This window comes from Brachyspira hampsonii, from assembly GCF_002214805.1.
Lineage (GTDB): Bacteria > Spirochaetota > Brachyspiria > Brachyspirales > Brachyspiraceae > Brachyspira > Brachyspira hampsonii.
In genome coordinates, this window is sequence record NZ_CP019914.1 from 534,889 (window position 1) to 558,986 (window position 24,098).

Consider the following 24,098-nt stretch of genomic DNA (forward strand, 5'->3'; position numbering starts at 1 on the left):
TCATAAGAACTTATCAATCTTTTTTTACTTCCTTACCTGTCGCAGCATATCTTTGTAATTGAACAGTAGCAGCCTTAGGATTTTTTACCACGCAAGGACCGCCTACACAGCCTCCATTACAAGCCATAACCTCAACAAGATTAGGAGTATCAGCAGTAATAGGAGTTTCTCCTGCCTGAACTTTTCCATAACCTTTTAACTGTTTCATACCATCTTTATCAAGTCCGTTAATCACAGCAGCTTTTAATTTTTCAGGGTGTTTTAATCTTACTTTAACAGCCTCAGCAACACCGCCGCTCATAGCATATTTTCTTCCTGAAGCAGTAGGAACAGTTTCTATATCTAAATCAGGTTCTTTTGATACATCAGTACCTGTAGCTATAAATAAAGCATCAAGCTCTTCCATAGATAAGCCATAATCTACTAACTCATCATCTAAACCTTCTCTTCTTTTTGCAAGACAAGGTCCTATAAATACATTAATAGCATCAGGATCATCTTTATGCATCATTTCAGCAGTATAATGCATAGGGGTTCTAGTTTCAGATACGCAAGGAATAAGTTCAGGTACATGCTTTCTCACCGCTTTTACATAGGCAGGACAGCATGAAGTAGTCATCAGTTTATCCCCTCTTTCCATTCTCTCTTCAAACTCAGCAGCCTCTTTATCTGATGTAACATCTGCTCCCAAAGCAACTTCCCATACCTTATTAAATCCTATTTTTAATAAAGCACTTTTTAATTGTCCCGGTTTAGCGTTAAATTGAGAAGCTATGGCAGGAGCATACATAACATTAACTTTTTCATCTGCCTTTAAATGCTTTAAAACATCTATAAGCTGCCCCTTATCCATCATAGCACCAAATGGACATTCTCTCATACAATTTCCGCAGAATATACATTTATGATAGTCTATTACTTCTTTGCCATACTCATTTTTATTAATAGCTCCTACAGGACAAGACTCCTCGCAAGGAACAGGTATATAAATAATAGCATGATAAGGACAGTTTTTTAAACATAATCCGCAGTTAATACATTTACTGCTGTCTATATGTGCCCTTTTTTCATCTAGTATTGTTATGGCATCTTTAGGACAATTAACTATACAAGGTCTGGCTAAGCAAGCCTGACAGGCATTAGTTACCATAAAATTAGCCCTTACACAAGCATTGCAAGCTTCATCAAGAACTGTAAGCATAGGCCAAGTAGGTTTATCTCTTTCTAATGCTAATTTAGCATATCCGGACAATGGTATTCCGCTATCCTCCTTGCCTTCAACACTTATACCAAGTCTTGCCATAATTCTATTCTTTATTATTTCTCTGTCATTGTGTATACAGCATCTTATAGATTTGCTATCTCTAGGTATTATCTCTATAGGCAGCCTATCAATATCTTCTACAAGCCTGTCTTCAATAAACATTAATGCAATCTTTACCAAGATATCTTTTTTTAACTGAGAAGCGTTATTATTAATATTCAATTTTATACTCCTAATTTTTTAAGTGATTTTTGGTTTAATATAAACGCATAATTGATATAATTATAATACGAAGATTATTTTTTTCAAGTATAACATAAAAATAATATATACATTTTAACATCTTATTATAGAATAAAAACATTTATTAGTATATAAAACTCTTATTTCTATATATTCTATAAAAATATCTGTATTCCTAATGATAAAGTTGTTTCAAAACTAATTTTATTTATTAATTGAAGAATTACTCATTTGATATATATAATTATTATTTTGCAGCCTTTCTCTATTACGAAAAAATCCTACTTTAATGCCTGTATGTGAAAAGATTCTATACTAGACAAGTTAGTATACGCTTCGCAAAATAGTACATGTTTATATACTAAAACAGTAACAAATACAACATATAAAACATTATATATTAATTTAAAAATTAAATAATTCTATACTTAATCTTATCAAGTGCTTCTCAAACAAGTCTAACAGTCAAAACTTAATTTGATATTAATTTATCTCTTAATTCATTATAATTTTTACTCATAATGTCATACCAATAATCCAATTTATCATTATCATCACCATTGATATCTTTAAAATAGAAAGGCTCTAAAAATCTCACAGTTATCTTTTTAAATGGGACAATCTTAATACTTCTAGCTTTCATAATATCTCTAGTACCATATATAACAACAGGCAAAACCGGTATATCTGAACATCTTTCTGATATTTTTAATATTCCTCTTTTAGGCTTTTTTATTTCTCCTGTAGCACTTCTTGTACCTTCAGGATAAATGACTATACTGATATTATTTCTTAATCTGTTTTCCATATCATCTATAGATTTTACAGCACCTACCGTACCTCTTTTAACAAATATGTAATTAGCAAGAGACATACCAAAACCAATTAAAGGTACTTTTCCATAAGTATCCTTTGATACAAATGCAAAAGAATTTTTAAATATACTGAAGCATGCAAATATATCGAAAGCACTTTGATGATTAGGAGTCAGTAAGTAAGTTTTATTAGGATCATAATTTTCTTTTCCTTCTATATCAAAAGAAATGAATGCCATTTTCATAAGCACTCTGCCCCAAAATTTAGCCATAGTATGAACATATTGCGAAGCTTTTCTCTTAGAAAATAATCTTATAAATGGGTAAATTGAAAAGGCTACAATTACACACAATAATGTAAAAATAAAACTTAATAAAAAATAAATTAAACTAAATAATATCATAATAAATAGTTTATTATAAAAATAAAAAATTATCAATATACAACTTGATATATTAATAACTGTTTGTTATAATTAATAAATATTTTTTTTATTTTTAATTAAATTACTTAATAATTATGAATAACAGGAAAAAGCAACAAATAGGAATCATAGTTAATGTTCTTAGAACTGATACTGATGGAATTTTAAAAAAAATAAATACTATAATAAAAAGATATAATATAGAAGCTATTATAATAAATTATGATATATCATCTTACAATAATATAAAAAAAGCAGCAAGAGAGTTAAAAAATGTATCAATGCTGATATCTATAGGCGGAGATGGTACATTGCTTTCCGCTTTAAAAATAGCAATAAAATATGACATATCAGTTCTTCCAATATATAACGGTACATTAGGTTTTATTTCAGAAATACCTCCTGAAGAAGCATATTTAATATTAGAAGAATATTTTGAAAATAAAAAAACATTATATGAAATAGAGCCTAGAACATTATTATCTGTAAGGGTTTATTCAAAAGAAAAAGATACATATAAAGAACATCTCGCTGTTAATGAGTTAGTTTTAAGTAAATGCGACGGCAGAGCAATACATATAAACATTATAATATCCGGTAAACTAATATCTTCAATAGTAGGAGACGGTGTTGTAATAGCAACCCCTACAGGCTCTACTGCTTATGCTTTAAGTGCAGGAGGTCCTATACTTGCCCCCACCATTGATGCAATATCTTTTGTACCTATAGCACCTCATTCATTAACCTTCAGACCGCTAGTTATTCCTAAACATGATAATATAGAATTGGAATTGACACAAAAATCATTAAAGGCTATGATAACAATAGACGGATATGATATATGTCAATTTAAAAATAATGATAAGATAAAAGCGAAAATAAGTAATAAAAACTGCTATATATTTCAAAGTGCAAACAGGCTGTTTTATGATATACTTAGGAATAAACTTAATTGGGGTAGATAATGCTTAAATATCTCGAAATTAGAAATTTTGTGTTAATAGATAAATTAAAAATAAATTTCAGCAGCGGCTTCAATGTACTTACAGGTGAAACAGGTGCTGGTAAAAGCATTATAATCAGTGCATTAGAACTCATAACAGGGGAAAAAGGTTCTACTAGAATGGTTGGAGCTAATGGCGACAGATTAATTGTTTCAGGAAATTTTTCTCTTCAATCATCTGCTGATATTGTAAAAAATAAATTAAAAGAATGGAATATAGAAATAAATAATGATGAGCTTAATATAAAAAGAGAAATTACAAAAGACGGAAAAAGCAAATCTTTTATAAATAATGTAGGTGTTAAAGTAGCTGAATTAAAAGAACTTGGTGATTTGATAGTAGATATACATGGACAGCATGAACATCAGTCTCTTTTTAATCCGGCAAATCATTTAAACTTTTATGACAGTTATTTAAATATTGATGAAAAGCTTGAAAATTATAAAAATCATTATAATAAACTCATCAAATTAATAAAACAGTATAATGAAATATATCAAAATAAAAACAATATTTTAAAAGAAAAATCTTTTTTAGAATATGCAATAGATGAAATAGAAAAAGCTAAATTAAAGCCAAATGAAGATGAAGATATAAAAAATGATATTACTATGATGTCAAATGCAGAAAGTATAGCTTCGTCTCTTTCTTCTATTAATAAAGATATATTCGGAAGCGAATCCGGAGCTTATATAAAATTAACTAGAAGCATTTCGGCATTACAAAGCATATCCAAATATGATAATAGACTTTCAGATATCGCATCACAAATAGAAGGCATAACATTAAATCTCGAAGATATAAAAACTGTTTTAACTGAAATAAGATCCAAAACAAAATTTGATCCTGAAGAACTTCAATCACTTAATGAAAGACTTTTCTTCATTAATAATTTAAAAAAGAAATACGGCTCTAATATAAAAGAAATAATATCTTATGCCAAAGAATCCAAAGAAAAATTAGAATCTCTAAATTTCTCTGAAGAGGATATTGAAAACTTAAAAAAAGAAATAGAAAAACTAAGAGAAAAAACTTCCGTACTTGCAAAAGAGATATCGGATATAAGGCATAATAGAAAAGAAGATTTTATAAAAGCAATAGAAAATGAAATGAATGATTTGGGAATGTCATCTACAAAATTTGATGTTGAAATAACTTTAGATGAAGATGATGACGGTATACTTAATATAGACGGTGCCAATATAAAAGCTAATTCTACGGGTATTGATAATATAGAATTTATAATAGCACCGAATAAGCAGAGTATGTTTCAGCCTCTTAGAAAAATTGCTTCAGGCGGTGAAATATCTAGAATAATGCTTTCACTAAAAAATGTACTTTCTTTAGGAGATTATTGTGAAACATGCGTATTCGATGAAATAGATGTAGGTGTTGGCGGAAGAATTGCTGAAGTTATAGGCGAAAAAATAGCTGCATTATCAAAAAGAAAACAGGTGCTTAGCGTTACTCATTTAGCACAAATTGCAATATATGCTAATAATCATTTTAAAGTTACAAAAAATGAAGGCGATGATATTGTTACTTCAACTATTGAAGAGCTTGATGACAGTATGAGAGTTAATGAAATAGCAAGAATGATAACAGGAAAAGAAATCACAGAAGCAAGCATAAAACATGCCGAAGAAATGCTTGAACATGCCAAAAAATAATAAATTATAAAATATAAAAAGCAGGTATAAAATTAATTATACCTGCTTTTTTATTTATAGGCATGATAGATTATTTTTTATCTTCTTCTTTTTCTTTCAATACAGGAATAGCAAATTTTAATTTAGGAAAAATAAGTATATATATAAACATTACCACAATACTAACCAAATTAAAGAATGAATAAGGTAAATATTGTAAAGTAGCCACTCCTAAAGTAGATGCCATATAAACACCTGTTACTGTCCATGGTACTATAGGTTCAGTTAAAGTTCCTCCTTCTTCCATAGTTCTTGATAAAGCAGAAGGATGTAATTTATATTTTTTATATATATCTTGGAATATAGGACCTAAAGTTAAAAAAGTAAATTGTGTACTATTAACACTTGAATTAACAATGAATGTAGTAAACCAAGTTACTATCATCAAACTCTTAACTCCTTTTATAACTTTTAATAATAAATCCAATATAGTTTGCAAAGTTCCTATTAGCTGAAGCATAGCTCCAAAAGTTAAAGCAGATATCAAAAATAATACTGTAGGCATCATATTAACCATACCGCCTCTATTTAATAAATTATTTAAATTAGCAGGTATTTGATCTGCAGGTAAATTTGACATAGAAACATTAAATCCTGATACAAAGGCTTTTACCGAATTTAAAAAACCAAAATCCTGGAATATTGCACCTAATATTAAAGCTAGGAAACTTCCTAAAAACATAGTTATTATAGGTGATAAACCTTTAAAACTTCCTACAAAAACAACAACAGCTGGAAGTAATAATAATATATTAAAATTAAACATATAATCTAAAGAATCTAATATTTCTCTAGTTTCTTTAACTGTTGAGATATCTATATTAGAAGAAGCAGTAAAACCTAAAACAATAAATATAATACTTGATATTATTACAGAAGGTATAGTTACTATCAGCATAGATTTTATATGGTCTATTAACTGAGCACCTGAACCCATAGCTGATAAAACTGTTGTATCAGATATAGGAGAATTTTTATCCCCAACATAAGCACCGCTTATTATAGCACCAGCTATTAAAGGTAAAGGTATTCCTGTTGCATGGGCCACACCTATGAAAGCAACTCCAGAAGTAGCAGCAGCTCCCCAAGAAGTACCTGTAAATATAGCAACGAAAGCAGTAACAATAAATGCTGTAAAAGGTATAAAGGAAGGATTAATCCATTTTATACCATAATATATAAGCATAGGAACAGCTCCGCTGTATATCCAAGTACCGACTATAGCACCTATCAATATTAATATAAGTACCCCAAGCCAAGTATCTGCTATTTTTTTTACAAAAGCCTTTTCCATTTCTTCCCATTTATATCCTGCAGTATATGCAATAATACAGCAAATAACAGTACCTATTATAAGTAAAAATTCTATTGCTATGCCAAATCTTACAGTACCTATAAGAACACCAACTAATATAAATATAAGGGGGAATATTTTTAAAAATGTATTTATTTGTTTCTTTTCCATACATAACACTCCAAAAAATTATTTTATATTTTTTAATGCCTCATCTAAATCAGCTATAAGATCATTATAATCTTCTAATCCTACAGATATTCTCATAACCCCCAAAGATATGCCCATAGCATCAAACTGTTCTTTAGGCATTTCTTTTAAATAACTTATGGCAGGAGCATATATTAGACTTTCATGTCCACCCCAACTTACTCCTATTCTGAAGCATTTTAAACTATTGAAAAATTTCTTTATATCATTTAAATTATCAGAATTAATAACAAATCCCATAAGTCCTGAAAATCCTTTCATTTGTTCTTTAGCTAAATCATATTGATCAAAATTTTCAAGTCCCGGATACATAACTTTCTTAACTTTAGGATTATTATTTAAATATTTAGCAACAGCCAAAGCATTTTCCTGATGCTGCATCATTCTTATTTTTAAAGTCCTTAAACTTCTCAATATAAGCCAAGCTTCAAAAGGAGACATTTTAGCTCCTAAAAATGCATGTTCTCTGTCAAATAGCGATTTAATATCCTGCTCTTTACCGACTACAACACCAGCAACTACATCACTATGTCCTCCTAAATACTTAGAACAAGAATGAACTTCTAAGTCTATTCCCATTTCTAAAGGTCTTTGAAATATAGGAGTAGCCCAAGTATTATCTATTATAGTTTTGATATTATGTTTTTTTGCTAATGCCACAACTTGTTTTATATTCTGCAAACTAAATACTGCAGATGAAGGACTTTCCAAATATATTAATTTTGTGTTTTCTCTAATGGCATTTTCAAAATCTTCTATTTTTTTACCCTCTACAAAAGTAGTTTCTATATTACATTTTTCTTTTAAATATACATTCATAAAATTATTAGCAGGACCATAAACATTTTTTATAGATATTATATGATCTCCGCAATTAACATAATGAAGTATTGATGATGATATAGCCCCCATACCTGAAGAAAATAATTTAGCTCTCTCAGCTCCGCATAAACAAGCTATCTTCTCTTCTACTAATGATACAGATGGGTTGTTTCCTCTTGTATATATAGAATTATTGAAAGGATCATCGAATGCTTTATCTATTGCTTCCCAACTTTCAAAAGTAAATAAACTACTTTGATATACAGGAGGCACTACAGGACCATTTCCTCCTTCTTTATAATGAATTAATTTTGTTTGATAAGATTGATCACTCATAATAAAAATCCTTTATTTTTATTTATAATAAATTTACTTTTGTAGTAAACACTTTTTCTTTTATTTCTTCATCTTTATTTACTAATATAGTTTCCTTAAACAAGATATTATCAGAACTTACACCTAATAAAATATCAACATTAGCTTTTTTCATAACAAATTTCATATCTTCATCATAGAAAGCCAATATATGTATAGGCACTTCAAAATTAATTCCAACACTTTGATTAGGTTCTAAAGTTACTCTTTTAAATCCCTTGAGTTCTTTAACAGGTCTTGTAACACCTAAAACATTATTTCTAAAATAAAGCTGTACAACTTCACTTCCTTTTACTTTTCCTACATTTTTTATTTTACAAGATATATTAATTTTATCTGTAGGAGATAATTCTTTTTTATCAACTTTAAAATCATATAATTCAAAGTTAGTATAGCTTAATCCATATCCGAAATTATATATAGCCTCATGCGGTCCATCTACATAACCGCCCCACATTCTTTCAGAACCACCTGATGGTTTATGAGAATAGTATATAGGTATTTGTCCTATATTATGCGGAAAAGTAACAGGAAGCTTTCCTCCCGGATTATAATCTCCATATAATACATCTGCTATTGCCTGTCCACCCATTTCTCCTGGAAGCCAAGCACATATTATACCATCCATATTTTCTCTTTCCCAAGGCATTGTTACAGGACGACCTACTATTAATATCAATATAATAGGTTTTCCTAATTTTTTTAATTCTTTAAGCAATTTATTTTGACCAGGAAGCAGATTTAAAGATGATCTATCTCTTGATTCTCCAGAACTAGTTCCATCTTCTAATCCTGATTTATCACCTAATATTGCTAATATTACATCTGATTTTTTAGCAGTTTCTACCGCTTCATTAACAAGCTCATCTGTAGTTTCAAATATTTCTGAACCCAAAGATAAAAATACATTATCTTTTCCTATTTTGGAACAAACACCTTCATATACAGAAACACCTTCTATTTCTCTAATAAAATTATACAAAATATTAGCATCCAAATCTACTCTTTCCTGCATAGTAAAACCAGTAGCATTATTATTGTCTTCGTTATTAGACATGACCCTTAATGTTTCTACAAGCGATTCCACATGGGCTTTAAAAGCATAATCTCCTAGCTGATTTCTAACTGAATTTCCATTAGGACCTATTATAGCCACCTTTTGATCTTTTTTTAATGGTAAAATATTATTTTTATTCTCTAAAAGAACTATACTCTCTCTTGCTAATTCTAATGATTTATGTAAACTTTCATTAGAACGCATAACAAAAGATATAGTTTCAGGTATATAAGGATTATCAAATAAACCTAATTCAAATTTTTTAGTTAATACTCTTTCTACTATCTTATCTAAATTCTTTTCTAAAATATTCTCATTTTTTACTTCTTCTACTAAGATTTTTCCATATACCGCTTGAGTAGGAAGTTCTATATCAACTTCACAATCTATCGCTCTTTTAGCTATAGAGTTATAATCAGGAAATAATTTATGGAAAGATTCCAATAAAGTAAGACCGCTATAATCAGTTACTACTAATCCATCAAATTTCCATTCATCTCTTAATATTGTTTTTAATAATTTTTTTGAACTATGACAAGGTTCTCCATCATTTTCTTGATAAGCAGGCATAATAGATTTTAAATTTGCCTCTTTTATAGCTGCTTCAAATGCAGCAAGATAAACCTCCCTTAAAGTTCTTTCAGGAACTTGTCCAGGTGCCCAATTAAATCCTTTTTCTGCTGCCCCATAAGCTACAAAATGCTTACCTGTAGAATAAATATTATTTTTTTGTATTCCTCTAATATAAGCCATACCCATTTGAGAAACCAAATATACATCCTCTCCAAAAGTTTCTTCAAGTCTTCCCCATCTAGGTTCTCTTGTAACATCTAAAAGAGGTGCCAATGTCTGATTACATCCTACAGCATTTAATTCCTTTCCTATTATATCTGCCATTTCTTCACATAGTGTATCATTAAATGTTGCGGCTACACCTATAGCTTGAGGGAAATTAGTTGTTCCATCGAACATAGCTCCACTGCAAGATTCTTCATGAAACATTACAGGTATTTGTAATCTAGTATTATTCATAAAATATTCTTGCACTTCATTTCTAAATTTAGGTATATTCTGTACTTTTGTAGGAGTTCCTCCTCCTATTCTAGTTATTTGTCCTAATCCGTATGGAAATTTATTTTTTAATTTATCAATATCAAATGTAAAATCCTTTTTAGTGATTTCATAAGACCATACAGAAGTAAGCTGATATGCTTTTTCTTCTATAGTCATTTGTGAAATTAAATCTTTTACTCTTTCAGATATAGGTTTTGTTTTATCTTTATAAATCATTAAAAACTCCTTTTATATTTTCATAATTAAGATTTGACAGCTCCTGCCATCATACCTTTTATTAATTTATCTTGACTGAATATAAATACTAATATCATTGGGGCAGCTGCCAGAGCTAATACACTCATCATCATTGGTATATTAGCAGTATATTGTCCTTGGAATTCCCATACAGATAAAGGAAGTGTTCTATTAGCTTTAGATTGAGTTAAAACTAAAGCAAATATAAATTCATTCCACATTGTTGTTGTAGCATATATTGCTATAGTAACTAAACCTGGCGTTGAAAGCGGAAGAATAACATTAAAAAAAGTTCTTACTTTTCCGCATCCATCTATTTCTGCACTATTTTCCAAGTCTTTAGGAATTTCTTGCATAAAATTTGTCAATATAAAAATGGATATTGGTAAATTGAATGCAACATATGGACCTATTAATGCAAATATCGTATCATATAAACCAAATTTTTGAGTTAATAAATATATTGGAATTAATGTTACATGTACAGGTATTGTCATAGATACAATAATGATACCAAAAAATAAATTATTAAACTTAAAATTGAGCCTTGAAAATACATAAGATGCAAGAGATGAGCAAAATATTATTAATATTAAAGATATTAATGTAACAATTACACTATTAAAAAAATATGACCATATACCGCCTTTTAGTACAGAAATATAATTTGAAAAATTTAATTTGTTTGGAAAAGCAAATACTCCATTGGTGAATACTTCAAATTGTTCTTTAAATCCAGTCATCAAAGTATAGTAAAATGGTATAAAAGATATTAAAGCATATAATATTAATAGAAATATTACCAATATTTTAATGATTTTTTCATTATGACTATATACTTTTTTATTCATTATTTCCTCCTATTTTTCAGCAGTATTTAATTTTTTAAATGTTATAAATGAAATTATAGAAATTATGATAAGCATGGCAAATGCTATAGTAGCCCCATAACCAAGTTTTAATGAAACAAATGAATTTTTATACATATAAGTTGCCATTAAATCAGTAGCTCCATTAGGACCGCCTTCTGTCATAACATATATTAAATCAAAGTACTTTAATGAACCAACCATAGAAAGTATAATACTGCTTTTTATCGTAGGAGATATATATGGTATAACTACTTCTTTTGCATAATAAAAATAATTAGAACCATCTATTTTAGCAGCTTCATATAATTCCAATGGTATTGAACTTATGCTAGCCACATATAAAATAAAATAGAAAGGTATAAATTGCCAGCATATAACAACAATAATGGCAAATATTGATATATTAGGATTTCCTAATATGTCTATTGTAATATCTATATTTAAAATATTCAAAATGCCAGCTATAATTCCAAATTGAGGATCGTATGCATATCTAAATAAAAAGCCAATTGCTACAGATGACATAAGCATAGGAAGAAAATATATAGATCGTAAAAAATTAAATTTTCTTCCAACATAATCCATCGCTAAAGCTAATAATATAGCTACAGGCATTTGTATTATAATTGATAAGAATAATATTAATAAATTATTTTTTAGGGCTTTCCAAAATCTTATATCTGTAATTAATATTTTCCAATTTTCAATCCCTACAAAAGTTTTTACGGGATCTATTCCATTCCAACTATGCAAACTAAGTATAAAAGAATCTACAATCGGATAAAAAATAAATAATATCATAAAGATTAAAGAAGGAATTAAAAATATTATAGATACAATATGTATTTCTCTATCTTTTATTTTTATAATTTTAGAAAACATAGACACTCCTTAATACTTATAAAACATACATAATAGTGATATAATGAGTCACTATTATGTATACTATATTTATTATTTAGAACTAGGACCTAATAATTCTAGAGCCTTTGCTTCTAATTGTTTACATGCTTCTTCTGGAGTCATAGTTTTAGCTAACATAGCTTGTAATGTATCTTTATGCACTTCAGCAAGTTCTGCTGGTAAATATTGATCGTACCAAAGCTGAACAGTTGAAGCTTCATTTATAGCATTAACAATTTTATCAAATATAGGTGAATCAACCTTTAAATCTTTTACAGGTGGTAATTTACCTATAGATAATCCTTCCTGAACAGATTCATTATCTACAAATTTCATCATTAATTTAAAAGCCTCTTCTGGATATTTACATGAAGAAGATATACTATAAAAATTATCCCCTATTGTACCTACTAATTCTTTAGGATCTCCTTTTCCTCCTTCAACTATAGGGAAAATGAAAGCATCTAATTTTTTAACAAAATCCGGATTTTCACTTGATATTGAACTTATTAAGAATGAACCAGATATAGACATTGCAGCTTTATCAGTATAAAGTAAAGCTCTAGCCTGACCTGAATCATCATCAAGACCATTGAAACCATCATTAAAATAACCTTTATCAACCCACTCAACAAGCTTTTTACCAGCTTCTATAAATGCCGGATTTTCAAAACTTCCTCCATTTACTCTGTTAGCAGCATCATAAAATACTTTGCTTCCACCTATTCTAGAAACCAATGACATATAGTACATAGATGCTGTCCATTTAGTTTTATTTGCTAATGCAAAAGGCTTTATGCCATTAGCAACTATTTGATCACATAATACTTCAAATTCTGTTAAAGTTGTTGGAATTTGCCATCCATTTTTTTCAAATAACTCTTTATTATAGAATACCATAGCTATTATTGAAGATTCTACAGGAAGACCATATATTTTTCCTTCATAACTTCCTTGACCCAAAGAAGCTGGAAGCAAAGTATTAGATAAATCATACTTAGCAATATATGGAGTTAAATCTATAATTTTCCCTGCTTTTATATAATCTATCATAGTACCGCCGCTCCAAGTGAAAAATATATCTGGAGCATTGTTGGCCCCCACTGCTATTTGTATCTGGGTTTTATAAGCATCATTTTTCATAGGTGTTATTTCTACATTGAAATCAGGATTTTCTTCTGTAAATCTTTTTCCTGCTTCTTCCTTAATAGTTATTTGTTTTCCAACATTTTGAATATGCCATACTTTTATTGTTTTATCTCCGCTGCCATTAGAAGATGATGAAGCATTATTAGAACAAGAAATTAACAGTAAGCTAGATATAATACTTAAAATCAAAATTATATTTTTCATATGATTTTCTCCTTTGTGAAATATTATAAATTATATATAAATTGATTTAATTTAGCTTCAAGTAATTCCTGATTTCCGCTAGGAAGTTCTTTTTCTTCTAATGCTAGTGCATAATTGTATAATTCTTCTAATGAAGTTGATTTACTTTCTATTTTTGCACCTATTCCGCTATTATAAGAGCTGTATCTTTCTTCAATAAATTTATCGAAACATCCGTCTTTGACTATTTTGTCAGCTATTCTTAATCCCCAAGCTAAAGTATCCATTCCGGCAATGTATGCATATATTAAGTCGTCCATAGTATGAGATGGTCTTCTTACTTTAGCATCGAAGTTAAATCCTCCGTTTTTTAATCCTCCATTTCTTATAATCTCTACCATCATTAATACCGCATCATATACATTAGTAAGGAACATATCTGTATCCCAACCCAAGAAAGTGTCTCCGTAGTTAATATCAACAGAACCCAATTTTCCATGATTTCTAGCAACCTGCATTTCATGCTGCATAGTATGTCCTGCTAAAGTAGCATGATTTACTTCCAAGTTAAGCTCAAAATATTTATCCAAATTATAATGATATAAGAACTCTAAAGTAGTAGCAGCATCAAAATCATATTGATGTTTTGTTGGTTCTTTTGGTTTTGGCTCAATAAAAAATTGTCCTTTAAATCCTATTTTTTCTTTATACTCAACAGCCATAGATAAGAAATAAGCTAAATGATCCAATTCTCTTTTCATATCAGTATTAAGTAAAGTTTCGTAACCTTCTCTTCCACCCCAGAATACATATCCTTTGGCATCTAATTTTTTAGCTATATCCATAGTTTTTTTAGTCTGAGCAGCTGCAACTGCAAAAACATCAGCATAAGGACTAGTAGCAGCACCATGCATATATCTAGGATTTGTAAATAAAGAAGAAGTAGCCCATAAAAGTTTTTTGCCTGTTTTAGACATACTTTCTGCCACTAAATTTACTATCATATCTAATTTTTCATTAGTTTCTTTTAGAGTTTTATATTCAGGAGCTAAATCTCTGTCATGAAAACAAAAATAATTCATTCCTAATTTCTGCATAAGTTCAAATCCAGCCTCTACTCTCATTTTAGAAGCCTCTAATGCCTCTTTACCATTCCAAGGTCTGCTTGCTGCGGGAGCACCAAAAGGATCAGAGCTTCCTGCAGCTAATGTATGCCACCAACTCATTGCAAAAGGCATCCACTCTTCCATAGTTTTTCCTGATATAACTTCTGAAGCATTATATTGTTTGAATGAAAAAGCATCTTTACTGTCTTTTCCTTTATAAACTACCTTGTCTGTACTTGTAAAATATTCCATTTCTTTACTCTCCGATAATTAATTTAGTAAAATGAGTTTACTTAATAAATAATAAAATCATTTTACTAATAAAAGTTTAGTAAAAAAAATTATATTTGTCAAGAAAAATATGATTTTTAACTAAAAAAATCACTGTCATATATAAAATTAAAAAAATTAATAAGACCTACCCCTACTAGAGAAGCTTTATCACCTAATTTAGATTTAAAAATAAGAACATTAAATTTTGAATAGAAATTATTATTCTCAAATATTTCTTTTTGTATATAAGGATAAATTCTATCCCAATAATCAGTCATTTTTCCGCTTAAAATAATTTTACTGGAATCATATATAGATAGTAAACTTCTTATACCTCTTCCCAAAAATTTGCAGTACTCCTTTATTACTTTTTCACTTTTTTTATCATAACTTTCAAAAAGCTGATTGATATCATCAAAGTCTAGTTTATGTTTTTTCATAATATTTTTTAATCCCTCATAAGAAGCATATCTTTCAAAGCACCCCCTATTTCCGCAGGTACAAGGTTCACCATCCATAATAATAGTAAAATGCCCTATTTCTCCGGCTAATCTATGTGCACCTTTTAATAATTTACCATCAACTATTTGTCCTCCTCCTACTCCGAAATTGGATATGGATATGAGCATATAATTGTTTTTATCAGCCTCTTTTGACAGAAAAAATTCTCCCAATACCGCACTGTTAGCCTCATTCTCCAAAATAATATCCAAATTTAATTCATTTTCCAAATATTTTATATTAATATTTTCAAGCCCCAAGTTCGTAGCATATAATATATTTTTCCTATCAAAACTAATATTTCCGGGTATTGATATCCCTAATCTTTTTATTTCTTCAGATTCTTTATATTTTTTTCTATAATCATTTATTATAAAACTTATAACATTAAAAAAATTATTATTATTAATAGTTTTTTTATACTCTTGATAATTATAATAATTTCCAGCCATATCAACAATAGCTATCTTTACTAAATTAAAATCTATATCTATTGCCAAAGACTTTTTTTTATGAAGAGTTGTTTTCCAAATCTGTGCTTTTCTGCCAACCATACCTTCTGTAAAATTTTCTTTTGTTATAAAATCATTTTTAAATAATATATCTAAAGACTCATTTACAGTAGGTTTTGTAAGTTTCAAACTTTCAACTATATCAATACTTGTAAATCTGTCTTTTTTAATACATTCTTTTAAAATATTTCTTAAAGTTTTTTCTTTTGCTAATACTTGATATTTCATAATTATTAATTAAATGAGAGCTATTAAATTTTTCAGATAATATTAAATACTAAAAATATATAAAAATCAATTTGCAAAGATAAAGTTTTTTATAATTTAGTATTAAAAATATTGATTTTTTATATATATTTTTATATACTTCAAATATAATAATTTAGTAAAATGATTTAATAAATATTTTTTAAGGATAAGCAAATGTATACATTAGGAATAGATTTAAGCACACAAAGTATAACTTTAAGTATTATAAATTGCGAGAATTATAAAAATGAGTTAAATATCTCTATAGTATTTAATTCATTAGAAGAAATGAAATATTCAAAAATGAATAAAAATACATTGCTGATAGATTCAAATACAAAAGGAAAAGCAGAACAGGATATAAATATATTTTTAGCGGCATTGGATAAATCACTATTACAGCTAAAAGAAAAATTTAATACAAAAGAGATAAAAGCAATACAAATATCAGCTCAGCAGCATGGACATGTTTATCTTTCAGAGAAATATAAATCAAATATAGAAAAATTAAAAGATAAATCATCAATAAATAATAGTTTAGCTGAAATATTACAAGATTCATATTCTTATGATTATGCCCCTATATGGAGAACTTCATGTACACAGAAAGAAGCTGAAGAATTGAGAAATGCAGTAGGCGGAAAAGATAATATGATAAAAATAACCGCTTCAAATTCTCCGCTCAGATTTACAGGTGCGATAATAAAATATAATTTTGACAACAATCCTGAATTATCAAAAAACACATATAAAATATTTTTATTAAATACATTTATAGCATCAATACTAACAGCGAAAGATAATATACCTGTAGATTTTGGAAATGCTTCGGGAATGAGCTTAATGGATTATACAAAAAAAGAATGGAATAATACTTTATTAAATACTGTGTCAAATGATTTAAAAGAAAAATTAGGAAATATAAATGATCCTTCTAGCTTCGCAGGATATATAAGCGAATATTTTGCAGAAAAATACGGATTTGACAGTGAATGTATAGTTGGTATAGGAAGCGGAGATAATCCTCAGACAAAAGTTTTGTACAAAGGAGATATATTATCATTAGGAACTAGTTTTGTTTATATGATCAATATTGATGAAAACAGCCGAGATTATTCCGGAGTATCAAATGCTATGTATGACGGAATAGGAAATCCTTTCATGATATTCTGCAGAACTAACGGTGCCATAATATGGGACGAAATCATGAAATTATATACAAGAGATTATAAAGAAATTACAGAATCTTTAGAAAAAAACATTGATAATATGCCTCTAGTTCTATGGCAGAAAGAAAATGAATCAGTACCTATAAGCATGGCATTTCCTATAAAAAGATTCCATTCAGTTCCTTCTTTTGATGATGATTATAAAGGTATAGTATTAAGTTCTTTGGGGCTAGTGGCTTTATACTCTGAACAATTTACTTCCAAAAATAAAATAGATCTTGCCGTTACAGGAGGACCTACAAAAGATAAAGAAATATTAAAAATAATAGCAAATATTTGGAAATGCCCTATAAAAACACTTCCTTCAGGAGGTGCTTCACTTGGTGCTGCTTTATCTGCTATATTATTATTGGGAAAAAGGGTTTCATTAGACGATATAAGAAATTCTCTAATCGGCAATACAGTAATAGAACCTGATGATAATCTTGCAAATAAATATCATGACTATATGATACTTTTAAAAGAAAAATTTAATGAAATAAATAAAGGCATATTATAATAATACACCTTTATCTATTATTATAATTAAGGCTATTTTCTATAAGCCATTCTTCTGTAGGTATGTCTTATTCCTCTAATAGCAATGGACATAGCCATAATATTTTCAGGCAATGCCATTCCTCCGCAGGCAGCATCCCCTATATGTACTATATCAGCATCTGCCATTTTTGACCATAATGTCATTTCTCTAATTGTATTTACATCGGCACCTTCCTGAGAAGTACCTATTGCAGTTTTTGCCAAAGCACCTAAACTATGTATCCTCTTTATCTGTTCATAAACGAAATCTACAGTATATCCCGGAAGTGAAGAAGGGGCTCCAACCATAACAACATCAGCACCTGATTTCACCATACTGTCAAGCTCTTCCATAGAATAAACATTATCTCCGCCTGCACCGTGCATTTTACCTGCTATTATAAGAATTTTATCTGAGCAAATATTCTTTAATTCTTTGGAAGCCTTTGATATGCTTTCTATAGTAACTCCTGTATTAGGGTTTCCTGTAAGAACAACATAATCAAAACCATACTTGATAAGTTTTTCATAATTTTCTTTTGAAGCTCTAAAACCTGAATTATAATTACTTCCATCTGGAACAGGCTCTAAATTAACACCTATTAATCTTCCTGTAATTTTTTTCAAATCTCTAATAATATTGTCATTGTTGCTGTTTATTTCATTTATAAATCCTTTTAATTTTGAAGCCAGCCATATTTTCTCTGAAGTATCATGTTTTTCTTCATAAAGTCCCCAAATGAAAGGCTTATTCATATCAAATAAATTCAAAGTTATTAAATCCGCCCCAAAAGCAGAAGCAGTTTCAGCATTACTTACAGAATCTATAAAAGACTGATGACCGCAGCATACTTCTGCCATTACAGACCGTCCTTCAGATCTTTTAATAACCTCTTTTAATAAAGATGCATTCATATTTAAAACATCTTCTGAATTTAATTCAAAAATTCTTTTATTCATAAAAAAGTCCTTATATTAATATTAATCAAGTATAAAGTTATAAATGCATTTGTCAATATAAAATACTTCTGCAGCAATACGGAAATAAATTCACTTGACAGATTTTCAATTAAATAATATATTATTAAGCTATAATTTAATTTTGAAAAGGAAAAAATTATGCCTACTTATGAATATAAATGTGAAAAATGCGGACATGAATTTGAAGAATTTCAATCCATAACCGCTGAAGCTAAAGCAGTATGCCCTGAATGCGGAAGTGAAGCTAAAAGAATGATATCTTTAAATAGCGGTATCATCTTCAAGGGAAAAGGATTCTATGTTAATGATTATAAAAATAAAAGCGGTTCCAGCTCATCAAGCGGTAATTCTGACAGTTCTCCTACTAAAAGCTGCTGAGGAGTTAAATAACAGCTTATAGGTTATAGGCACAAAATATTTTTATAATAAAATAATAATTGGCTGATAGCTTATGAATAATATGTTATCAGCTATTATAATTTTAATAATATTAAAAAGGTTATTAATTATTATAATATGGCTAAAAAAATATCTATAATGAATGTTTCAGAAGATGAATTATCTAAATTCTGTATAGAAAATAATTTCCCTAAATTTCATGCATCTCAAATACTTAATTGGATATATAAAAAATATGCTGTAAGTTTCGATGATATGAGCAATATACCTAAGAATTTGAGAATTTTATTAGATGAATATTATTTTATTCATAATTCAAAGATAGAAACTATATCAGAAGATGAATACGGAACACAAAAATTGCTGATTTCTCTATATGATAAGAAAAAAATAGAATCTGTTATATTGAATAAAAAGGACAGAGTAACTTTCTGCTTATCATCGCAGGTGGGATGCGGCTACGGATGTGCTTTCTGTGCTACAGGAAGCATGGGACTGTCAAGAAATCTTACTGCTGATGAGATACTTGCAGAATTTTTACTTATGAGGGCTGTAACTAAAAAGGTAAATTCTATAGTATTTATGGGTATGGGAGAACCCTTAGCAAATACAAAGAACCTTTTTAAAGCAATAGATACCATAAATTCATTTAAAGGCTTTAATTTAGGAATAAGGCATATTACAATATCAACATCAGGAGAAGTTGCAGGAATAAAGCAGCTAATAGAAAGAGATCTAGACTGCAGATTGGCTGTTTCTTTGCATTCATTAAAAAATGATGTCAGAGATAAAATTATGCCTATTAATAAAAGATATCCTATAGAAAATCTGATGGCGATACTTAAAAGATACAGTAGAAATGGTAAAAGAATGATTACTTTTGAATGGGTTCTTATAAAAGATATTAATGATTCAGTTAATGATGCATACAGACTTGTGAATTTGAAAAAAGAATTTCCTTTCAAAGTTAATGTTATACCTATGAATCCTGTTGCTCATGCCCCTGAATTACAAAGACCAAATAAAGATATTATATTAAGATTTAAATCAATACTAAAAGACAACGGAATAGAAGTTGTTGAAAGATTTAAACAAGGGCAGGAAATATTAGCAGGCTGCGGACAATTAGCTGTAAAAAACATGTAAATTAATATAGTATTTATTATTTATTTAAATGATAGTATAATAAAGTTTATTTCTAGAAAATTAAAGAGTATAATTTATGGAAAAATTTAATAGTTCTCTATTCAGCAAAAGATATGAAGGATACAATTTAGAAAAAGAAATATGCATCATCAATAGAGGAATAATAGAAAATGATATATATGCATTGGACTTTTTAAGAGAAGCTAATTATACTTATAATAAAGATAAAGAATATTTTTATTCATTATATAAAAAATTAGAAAGCAGCAATAATTGCGGAATATATCTAATATTAACAGCAATCTTATTAAAAAATGAAGATAAAACAGCTAATTTAAAAATAGCCGATAAAAAAATAGATTTGCTGATGCAGAAAATATATGATTCCTATTATGTTAAATATAATGTTGTTGAACATATAGGAACTCCTAACAGCATTACAGTAATAAATGATGATATAATATATGAAGATGATAAAAGATATGATTTAATAAAAAAATTCCATGTAAAGAAATCAGCATTTGGTTATTTCAGTGCTTTAAAACCTTATGCTCCGTACCATATAAAAAGAGCCCCCGATAATAATGATATAGAATTTATAAAAAGCTCAATATTAAATAATTATAGAATATATTACATCTTATTATTATCAGATTACTCAAAAAAAGCAAAAAAACTTCTCAATATAATATTAAAAACTAATAGTTATAAAGCATTAACTTATTTAATATTAATAAGAAAAGAAGGATTTGCAACAACATACCAAGAGAGTTTAGATTATTTAATTAATCTCAATGTAACTTTAGATGATATTTTTATTTCTTATATATTCTTTTATTCCTATAATGATAGGATATCATATTATGATTCGTTTGCGGTTCAGATAAAAAATATAGAATTTAATAATTTCTTTTATTCTCTTATCAAGAAGAATTCAGAATATTTTGAAAGTTTATTTGCCAATAAAAATTTCGTAAGAAAAGTCACTAAAAGCAGTAAAAATTTCATACCATTTTTAAATGAACTTTATAGTAAAGAAATAGATTTCGGATCAAGCAAAATACTATGCTCTCTTTTAGAAAATGAATCTCCAAATATTAGAAAAGCTGCAATAAAAATAATTAATCGTAAGAAAAAAGAATCTTATGAGTATTTAAAAGGTTTAAATAGTGATTTAGCCAGAGATATATTGAAAAAATGGAAAAATAAAAAAATAATTAATTCAGGTTTTAAAGATATTGACAGTATAGTTAATTTTGTAAATAAAAACTATGATAAGAAATTTGAAAAGAACTTATTATGTTTAGATGAATCTTTACTATACGGAGTAAAGGGAAAAAATTCCAATCAAACTATACCTATAATCATAATAAAATATATATATTTAGAATATTCTAAACTTAAAGCCCCCGCAAAAATAAAAGATTTAGATAAAATAATTTCATATTTTGATTTTAATTCATTTATTAATGTAATAAAAAGTATATATGAAAGATGGATATTTGAAGGAGCTAATACAACCTACAAATATGTAATGATTCCATATTTAGTATATGAATCAGAATATAAAATCGAAAAAGTAGCTTATAATTTGAAAGAATGGTGCGAATCAGGAAGAATATCTCTTGCTAATTATGCCATATCAACATTAGCTTTCAATGGAAGTCTTTATTCTCTTATTCTTATTGACTATATATCAAATAATTTTAAATACTATCAAATAAAAAATACTTCAAAATTAGCATTTAAAGCTGCTGCAAAAAAATTAGATATTTCTGAAGATAAACTATCTGATAAAATAATACTTGATTTTGGAATAGATAAAGATGGGAAAAGATTATTAAAAGATGCTTCTTCTTCTTTCACATTATATATAAATGAGAAACTAGATATTGATAAAATATTTGATAATAAGAAAAAAGAATATATATCAAAAATAGATAAATATTACAATATAAGTAAAGATTTATTAGATGAATTTTACAGTATAAAAAGTAATATAAAAGCTACATATAAGTTTCAAATATCAAGATTAAGCAAAGCATTAATGACAGGAAAAAAATGGACAGCAGATGATTGGAAAAAAATATTTACAGAAAATTATATTATGAGTATATTAGCAGATATGTTTATATGGACTATCTATAATAAGAATGATAAAATATTAAAACATGTAAAATATGATAGAAAATCTAATACCTTACAAACATTAGATAATGAAGAATATAAATTAAATAAACAGTGTAAATTATCATTAGCAAGTCCTGTAGAAATGACAAATGAAGAAATAAAAAAATCTAAGCAATTATTAACAGATTTAAAAATAAAACAGCCTTTTAATCAAATGCAGAATATTAATTTCTCTTTTGAAGATGATGATATAAAAGAAAACATTATAGTAAAATACAGAAATAAAGAAGTAAAATTAAAAACTTTCAGGGATTTAAGTGATTATCTTGATATGGAATTTGATTATGAGAATTCATATATAGTTGGATATAAAATTATAGACACATCTATATCGGTTGGGGTGAAAATTAATTTAATGGGAATGGATAATGCAATAGATGATAATGATCTTATTTTATTTGGGGATATTGTATTTTATACTATAGATAATAATAACGAAATATTCTCATATAAAAATATAATAGATCCTAAAACATTATATATAAGATATGTGAAGTATATTATGTTCAATATAGATAATTACATAAAAAAGAATGTTAAAAAAACACAAAAAACAGTAAAAAGAAACAGGAGAAAGTCAGATATAAAATGAAAGCTATTATAGTATTACCAACATATAATGAAAAAGACAATATAGAAAAAATGCTTAATAAAGTATTATCATTACCTGAATATATAGAAATTTTAGTAGTAGATGATAATAGTCCTGATGGTACTGCAAATATCGTAGAAAAATATTTATCTAATAATAGAGTACATTTATTAAAAAGGGAAAAAAAAGAAGGATTAGGACCTGCATATATCGCCGGATTTAAACATTCATTTCAATACAATCCTGATTATGTAATAGAGATGGATGCCGATTTCTCTCATGATCCTGATTTTGTAATTAAATTTATAGAAAGAATGGAAAATGAAAAATTAGATCTAGTAATAGGATCAAGATATTGCAATGGAATAAGCGTTGTAAATTGGCCTTTAAGAAGGCTTTTCCTTTCATACTATGGAAATAGATATGCATCATTTGTATTGGGTTCTAAAATTATGGATATTACAGGCGGATTTAAATGTTTCAGGGTATCTGTATTAAAGAATATGAACTTTGATAATATACTTTCAGCAGGATATTCTTTCCAAATAGAAATGAATTATTCCTTTGAAAGCAATGGCTACAAAGTAGAGGAAGAACCTATAATATTTTATGAAAGAAGAAGCGGACAATCAAAGATGTCTAAAAATATTATAGCAGAAGCATTATTTAGAGTAGTGAGATTAAGATTTAGAAATAAGAAAAAATATTTTAATAATCAATCAAAATAAATATTATTGTATTTTGATTTTTATAATATAATTAGGA

18 protein-coding genes are annotated in these 24,098 nt (G+C 27.7%); 7 read left to right on the top strand and 11 right to left on the bottom strand.

Annotation, left to right across the window (positions count from 1 at the left end; genetic code table 11):
* Positions 1-13: 13 nt before the first annotated feature.
* A complete protein-coding gene (locus tag BHAMNSH16_RS02130) occupies positions 14-1,486 on the bottom strand; it encodes a 4Fe-4S dicluster domain-containing protein (RefSeq protein ID WP_008728632.1) in 1,473 nt (490 codons plus the stop codon).
* Between the two features lie 493 nt (positions 1,487-1,979).
* Positions 1,980-2,594: a lysophospholipid acyltransferase family protein gene (locus BHAMNSH16_RS02135; protein WP_008728633.1), complete on the bottom strand. Its 615-nt coding sequence runs from the start codon at positions 2,592-2,594 to the stop codon at positions 1,980-1,982.
* 248 nt (positions 2,595-2,842) lie between these two features.
* Between BHAMNSH16_RS02135 and BHAMNSH16_RS02140 the strand changes: the two genes are divergently transcribed.
* Both BHAMNSH16_RS02140 and recN read left to right on the top strand, forming a co-directional pair.
* On the top strand, positions 2,843-3,712 hold the full coding sequence (locus tag BHAMNSH16_RS02140; RefSeq protein ID WP_008728634.1) for an NAD(+)/NADH kinase: 870 nt from the start codon (positions 2,843-2,845) through the stop codon (positions 3,710-3,712).
* Positions 3,712-5,421: a DNA repair protein RecN gene (recN, locus tag BHAMNSH16_RS02145; protein WP_008728635.1), complete on the top strand. Its 1,710-nt coding sequence runs from the start codon at positions 3,712-3,714 to the stop codon at positions 5,419-5,421. Before BHAMNSH16_RS02140 ends, recN begins: the two co-directional genes overlap by 1 nt.
* 70 nt (positions 5,422-5,491) lie before the next feature.
* Here recN and nhaC read toward each other — a convergent pair whose 3' ends face one another.
* From nhaC to BHAMNSH16_RS02185, 8 genes are all read right to left on the bottom strand, one after another.
* Positions 5,492-6,925: a Na+/H+ antiporter NhaC gene (gene nhaC / locus BHAMNSH16_RS02150; RefSeq protein WP_008728636.1), complete on the bottom strand. Its 1,434-nt coding sequence runs from the start codon at positions 6,923-6,925 to the stop codon at positions 5,492-5,494.
* A gap of 18 nt (positions 6,926-6,943) precedes the next feature.
* Entirely contained in the window at positions 6,944-8,122 is a 1,179-nt protein-coding gene (locus tag BHAMNSH16_RS02155) for a trans-sulfuration enzyme family protein (RefSeq protein ID WP_008728637.1), read from the bottom strand.
* Between the two features lie 22 nt (positions 8,123-8,144).
* The gene (locus BHAMNSH16_RS02160) at positions 8,145-10,508 is read right to left on the bottom strand and encodes a glycoside hydrolase family 3 N-terminal domain-containing protein (RefSeq protein ID WP_008728638.1); all 2,364 of its coding nucleotides are present in this window, start codon (positions 10,506-10,508) and stop codon (positions 8,145-8,147) included.
* 26 nt (positions 10,509-10,534) lie between these two features.
* Positions 10,535-11,380: a carbohydrate ABC transporter permease gene (locus BHAMNSH16_RS02165; protein WP_069731701.1), complete on the bottom strand. Its 846-nt coding sequence runs from the start codon at positions 11,378-11,380 to the stop codon at positions 10,535-10,537.
* A 9-nt stretch (positions 11,381-11,389) separates the two neighbouring features.
* On the bottom strand, positions 11,390-12,283 hold the full coding sequence (locus BHAMNSH16_RS02170; protein ID WP_069731702.1) for a carbohydrate ABC transporter permease: 894 nt from the start codon (positions 12,281-12,283) through the stop codon (positions 11,390-11,392).
* 72 nt (positions 12,284-12,355) lie between these two features.
* The gene (locus BHAMNSH16_RS02175; protein WP_008731166.1) at positions 12,356-13,657 is read right to left on the bottom strand and encodes an extracellular solute-binding protein; all 1,302 of its coding nucleotides are present in this window, start codon (positions 13,655-13,657) and stop codon (positions 12,356-12,358) included.
* A 23-nt stretch (positions 13,658-13,680) separates the two neighbouring features.
* Positions 13,681-14,994 (bottom strand): xylose isomerase, encoded by a 1,314-nt coding sequence (gene xylA, locus BHAMNSH16_RS02180; RefSeq protein ID WP_008731168.1) that lies wholly within the window; start codon positions 14,992-14,994, stop codon positions 13,681-13,683.
* A 116-nt stretch (positions 14,995-15,110) separates the two neighbouring features.
* Positions 15,111-16,256, bottom strand: a complete 1,146-nt coding sequence (locus BHAMNSH16_RS02185; protein WP_069731703.1) for an ROK family protein — start codon at positions 16,254-16,256, stop codon at positions 15,111-15,113.
* Between the two features lie 195 nt (positions 16,257-16,451).
* Here BHAMNSH16_RS02185 and BHAMNSH16_RS02190 point away from each other — a divergent pair, with 195 nt between their 5' ends.
* The gene (locus BHAMNSH16_RS02190) at positions 16,452-18,005 is read left to right on the top strand and encodes a xylulokinase (protein ID WP_008727253.1); all 1,554 of its coding nucleotides are present in this window, start codon (positions 16,452-16,454) and stop codon (positions 18,003-18,005) included.
* A gap of 32 nt (positions 18,006-18,037) precedes the next feature.
* On the opposite strand, the gene BHAMNSH16_RS02195 is transcribed toward BHAMNSH16_RS02190, so the two are convergent.
* Positions 18,038-18,985, bottom strand: coding sequence for a DUF7916 family protein (locus tag BHAMNSH16_RS02195; RefSeq protein ID WP_069731704.1), 948 nt, complete (start codon positions 18,983-18,985; stop codon positions 18,038-18,040).
* 159 nt (positions 18,986-19,144) lie between these two features.
* On the opposite strand from BHAMNSH16_RS02195, the gene BHAMNSH16_RS02200 reads away from it, so the two are divergent.
* From BHAMNSH16_RS02200 to BHAMNSH16_RS02215, 4 genes are all read left to right on the top strand, one after another.
* Entirely contained in the window at positions 19,145-19,384 is a 240-nt protein-coding gene (locus BHAMNSH16_RS02200; protein WP_008727251.1) for an FmdB family zinc ribbon protein, read from the top strand.
* A 138-nt stretch (positions 19,385-19,522) separates the two neighbouring features.
* Entirely contained in the window at positions 19,523-20,551 is a 1,029-nt protein-coding gene (gene rlmN, locus BHAMNSH16_RS02205) for a dual-specificity RNA methyltransferase RlmN (protein WP_069731705.1), read from the top strand.
* A 76-nt stretch (positions 20,552-20,627) separates the two neighbouring features.
* Positions 20,628-23,333, top strand: coding sequence for a DUF4132 domain-containing protein (locus BHAMNSH16_RS02210; RefSeq protein ID WP_069731706.1), 2,706 nt, complete (start codon positions 20,628-20,630; stop codon positions 23,331-23,333).
* A complete protein-coding gene (locus BHAMNSH16_RS02215; RefSeq protein ID WP_008724754.1) occupies positions 23,330-24,061 on the top strand; it encodes a polyprenol monophosphomannose synthase in 732 nt (243 codons plus the stop codon). Before BHAMNSH16_RS02210 ends, BHAMNSH16_RS02215 begins: the two co-directional genes overlap by 4 nt.
* Positions 24,062-24,098 lie beyond the last annotated feature (37 nt).

Excerpts from the sequence above, each read along its gene's own strand:
- BHAMNSH16_RS02135 (WP_008728633.1), bottom strand. The coding sequence starts at position 2,594 with ATGGCTAAATTTTGGGGCAGAGTGCTTATGAAAATGGCATTCATTTCT.
- BHAMNSH16_RS02140 (WP_008728634.1), top strand. The coding sequence starts at position 2,843 with ATGAATAACAGGAAAAAGCAACAAATAGGAATCATAGTTAATGTTCTT.
- recN (WP_008728635.1), top strand. The coding sequence starts at position 3,712 with ATGCTTAAATATCTCGAAATTAGAAATTTTGTGTTAATAGATAAATTA.
- nhaC (WP_008728636.1), bottom strand. The coding sequence starts at position 6,925 with ATGGAAAAGAAACAAATAAATACATTTTTAAAAATATTCCCCCTTATA.
- BHAMNSH16_RS02155 (WP_008728637.1), bottom strand. The coding sequence starts at position 8,122 with ATGAGTGATCAATCTTATCAAACAAAATTAATTCATTATAAAGAAGGA.
- BHAMNSH16_RS02160 (WP_008728638.1), bottom strand. The coding sequence starts at position 10,508 with ATGATTTATAAAGATAAAACAAAACCTATATCTGAAAGAGTAAAAGAT.
- BHAMNSH16_RS02165 (WP_069731701.1), bottom strand. The coding sequence starts at position 11,380 with ATGAATAAAAAAGTATATAGTCATAATGAAAAAATCATTAAAATATTG.
- BHAMNSH16_RS02170 (WP_069731702.1), bottom strand. The coding sequence starts at position 12,283 with ATGTTTTCTAAAATTATAAAAATAAAAGATAGAGAAATACATATTGTA.
- BHAMNSH16_RS02175 (WP_008731166.1), bottom strand. The coding sequence starts at position 13,657 with ATGAAAAATATAATTTTGATTTTAAGTATTATATCTAGCTTACTGTTA.
- xylA (WP_008731168.1), bottom strand. The coding sequence starts at position 14,994 with ATGGAATATTTTACAAGTACAGACAAGGTAGTTTATAAAGGAAAAGAC.
- BHAMNSH16_RS02185 (WP_069731703.1), bottom strand. The coding sequence starts at position 16,256 with ATGAAATATCAAGTATTAGCAAAAGAAAAAACTTTAAGAAATATTTTA.
- BHAMNSH16_RS02190 (WP_008727253.1), top strand. The coding sequence starts at position 16,452 with ATGTATACATTAGGAATAGATTTAAGCACACAAAGTATAACTTTAAGT.
- BHAMNSH16_RS02195 (WP_069731704.1), bottom strand. The coding sequence starts at position 18,985 with ATGAATAAAAGAATTTTTGAATTAAATTCAGAAGATGTTTTAAATATG.
- BHAMNSH16_RS02200 (WP_008727251.1), top strand. The coding sequence starts at position 19,145 with ATGCCTACTTATGAATATAAATGTGAAAAATGCGGACATGAATTTGAA.
- rlmN (WP_069731705.1), top strand. The coding sequence starts at position 19,523 with ATGGCTAAAAAAATATCTATAATGAATGTTTCAGAAGATGAATTATCT.
- BHAMNSH16_RS02210 (WP_069731706.1), top strand. The coding sequence starts at position 20,628 with ATGGAAAAATTTAATAGTTCTCTATTCAGCAAAAGATATGAAGGATAC.
- BHAMNSH16_RS02215 (WP_008724754.1), top strand. The coding sequence starts at position 23,330 with ATGAAAGCTATTATAGTATTACCAACATATAATGAAAAAGACAATATA.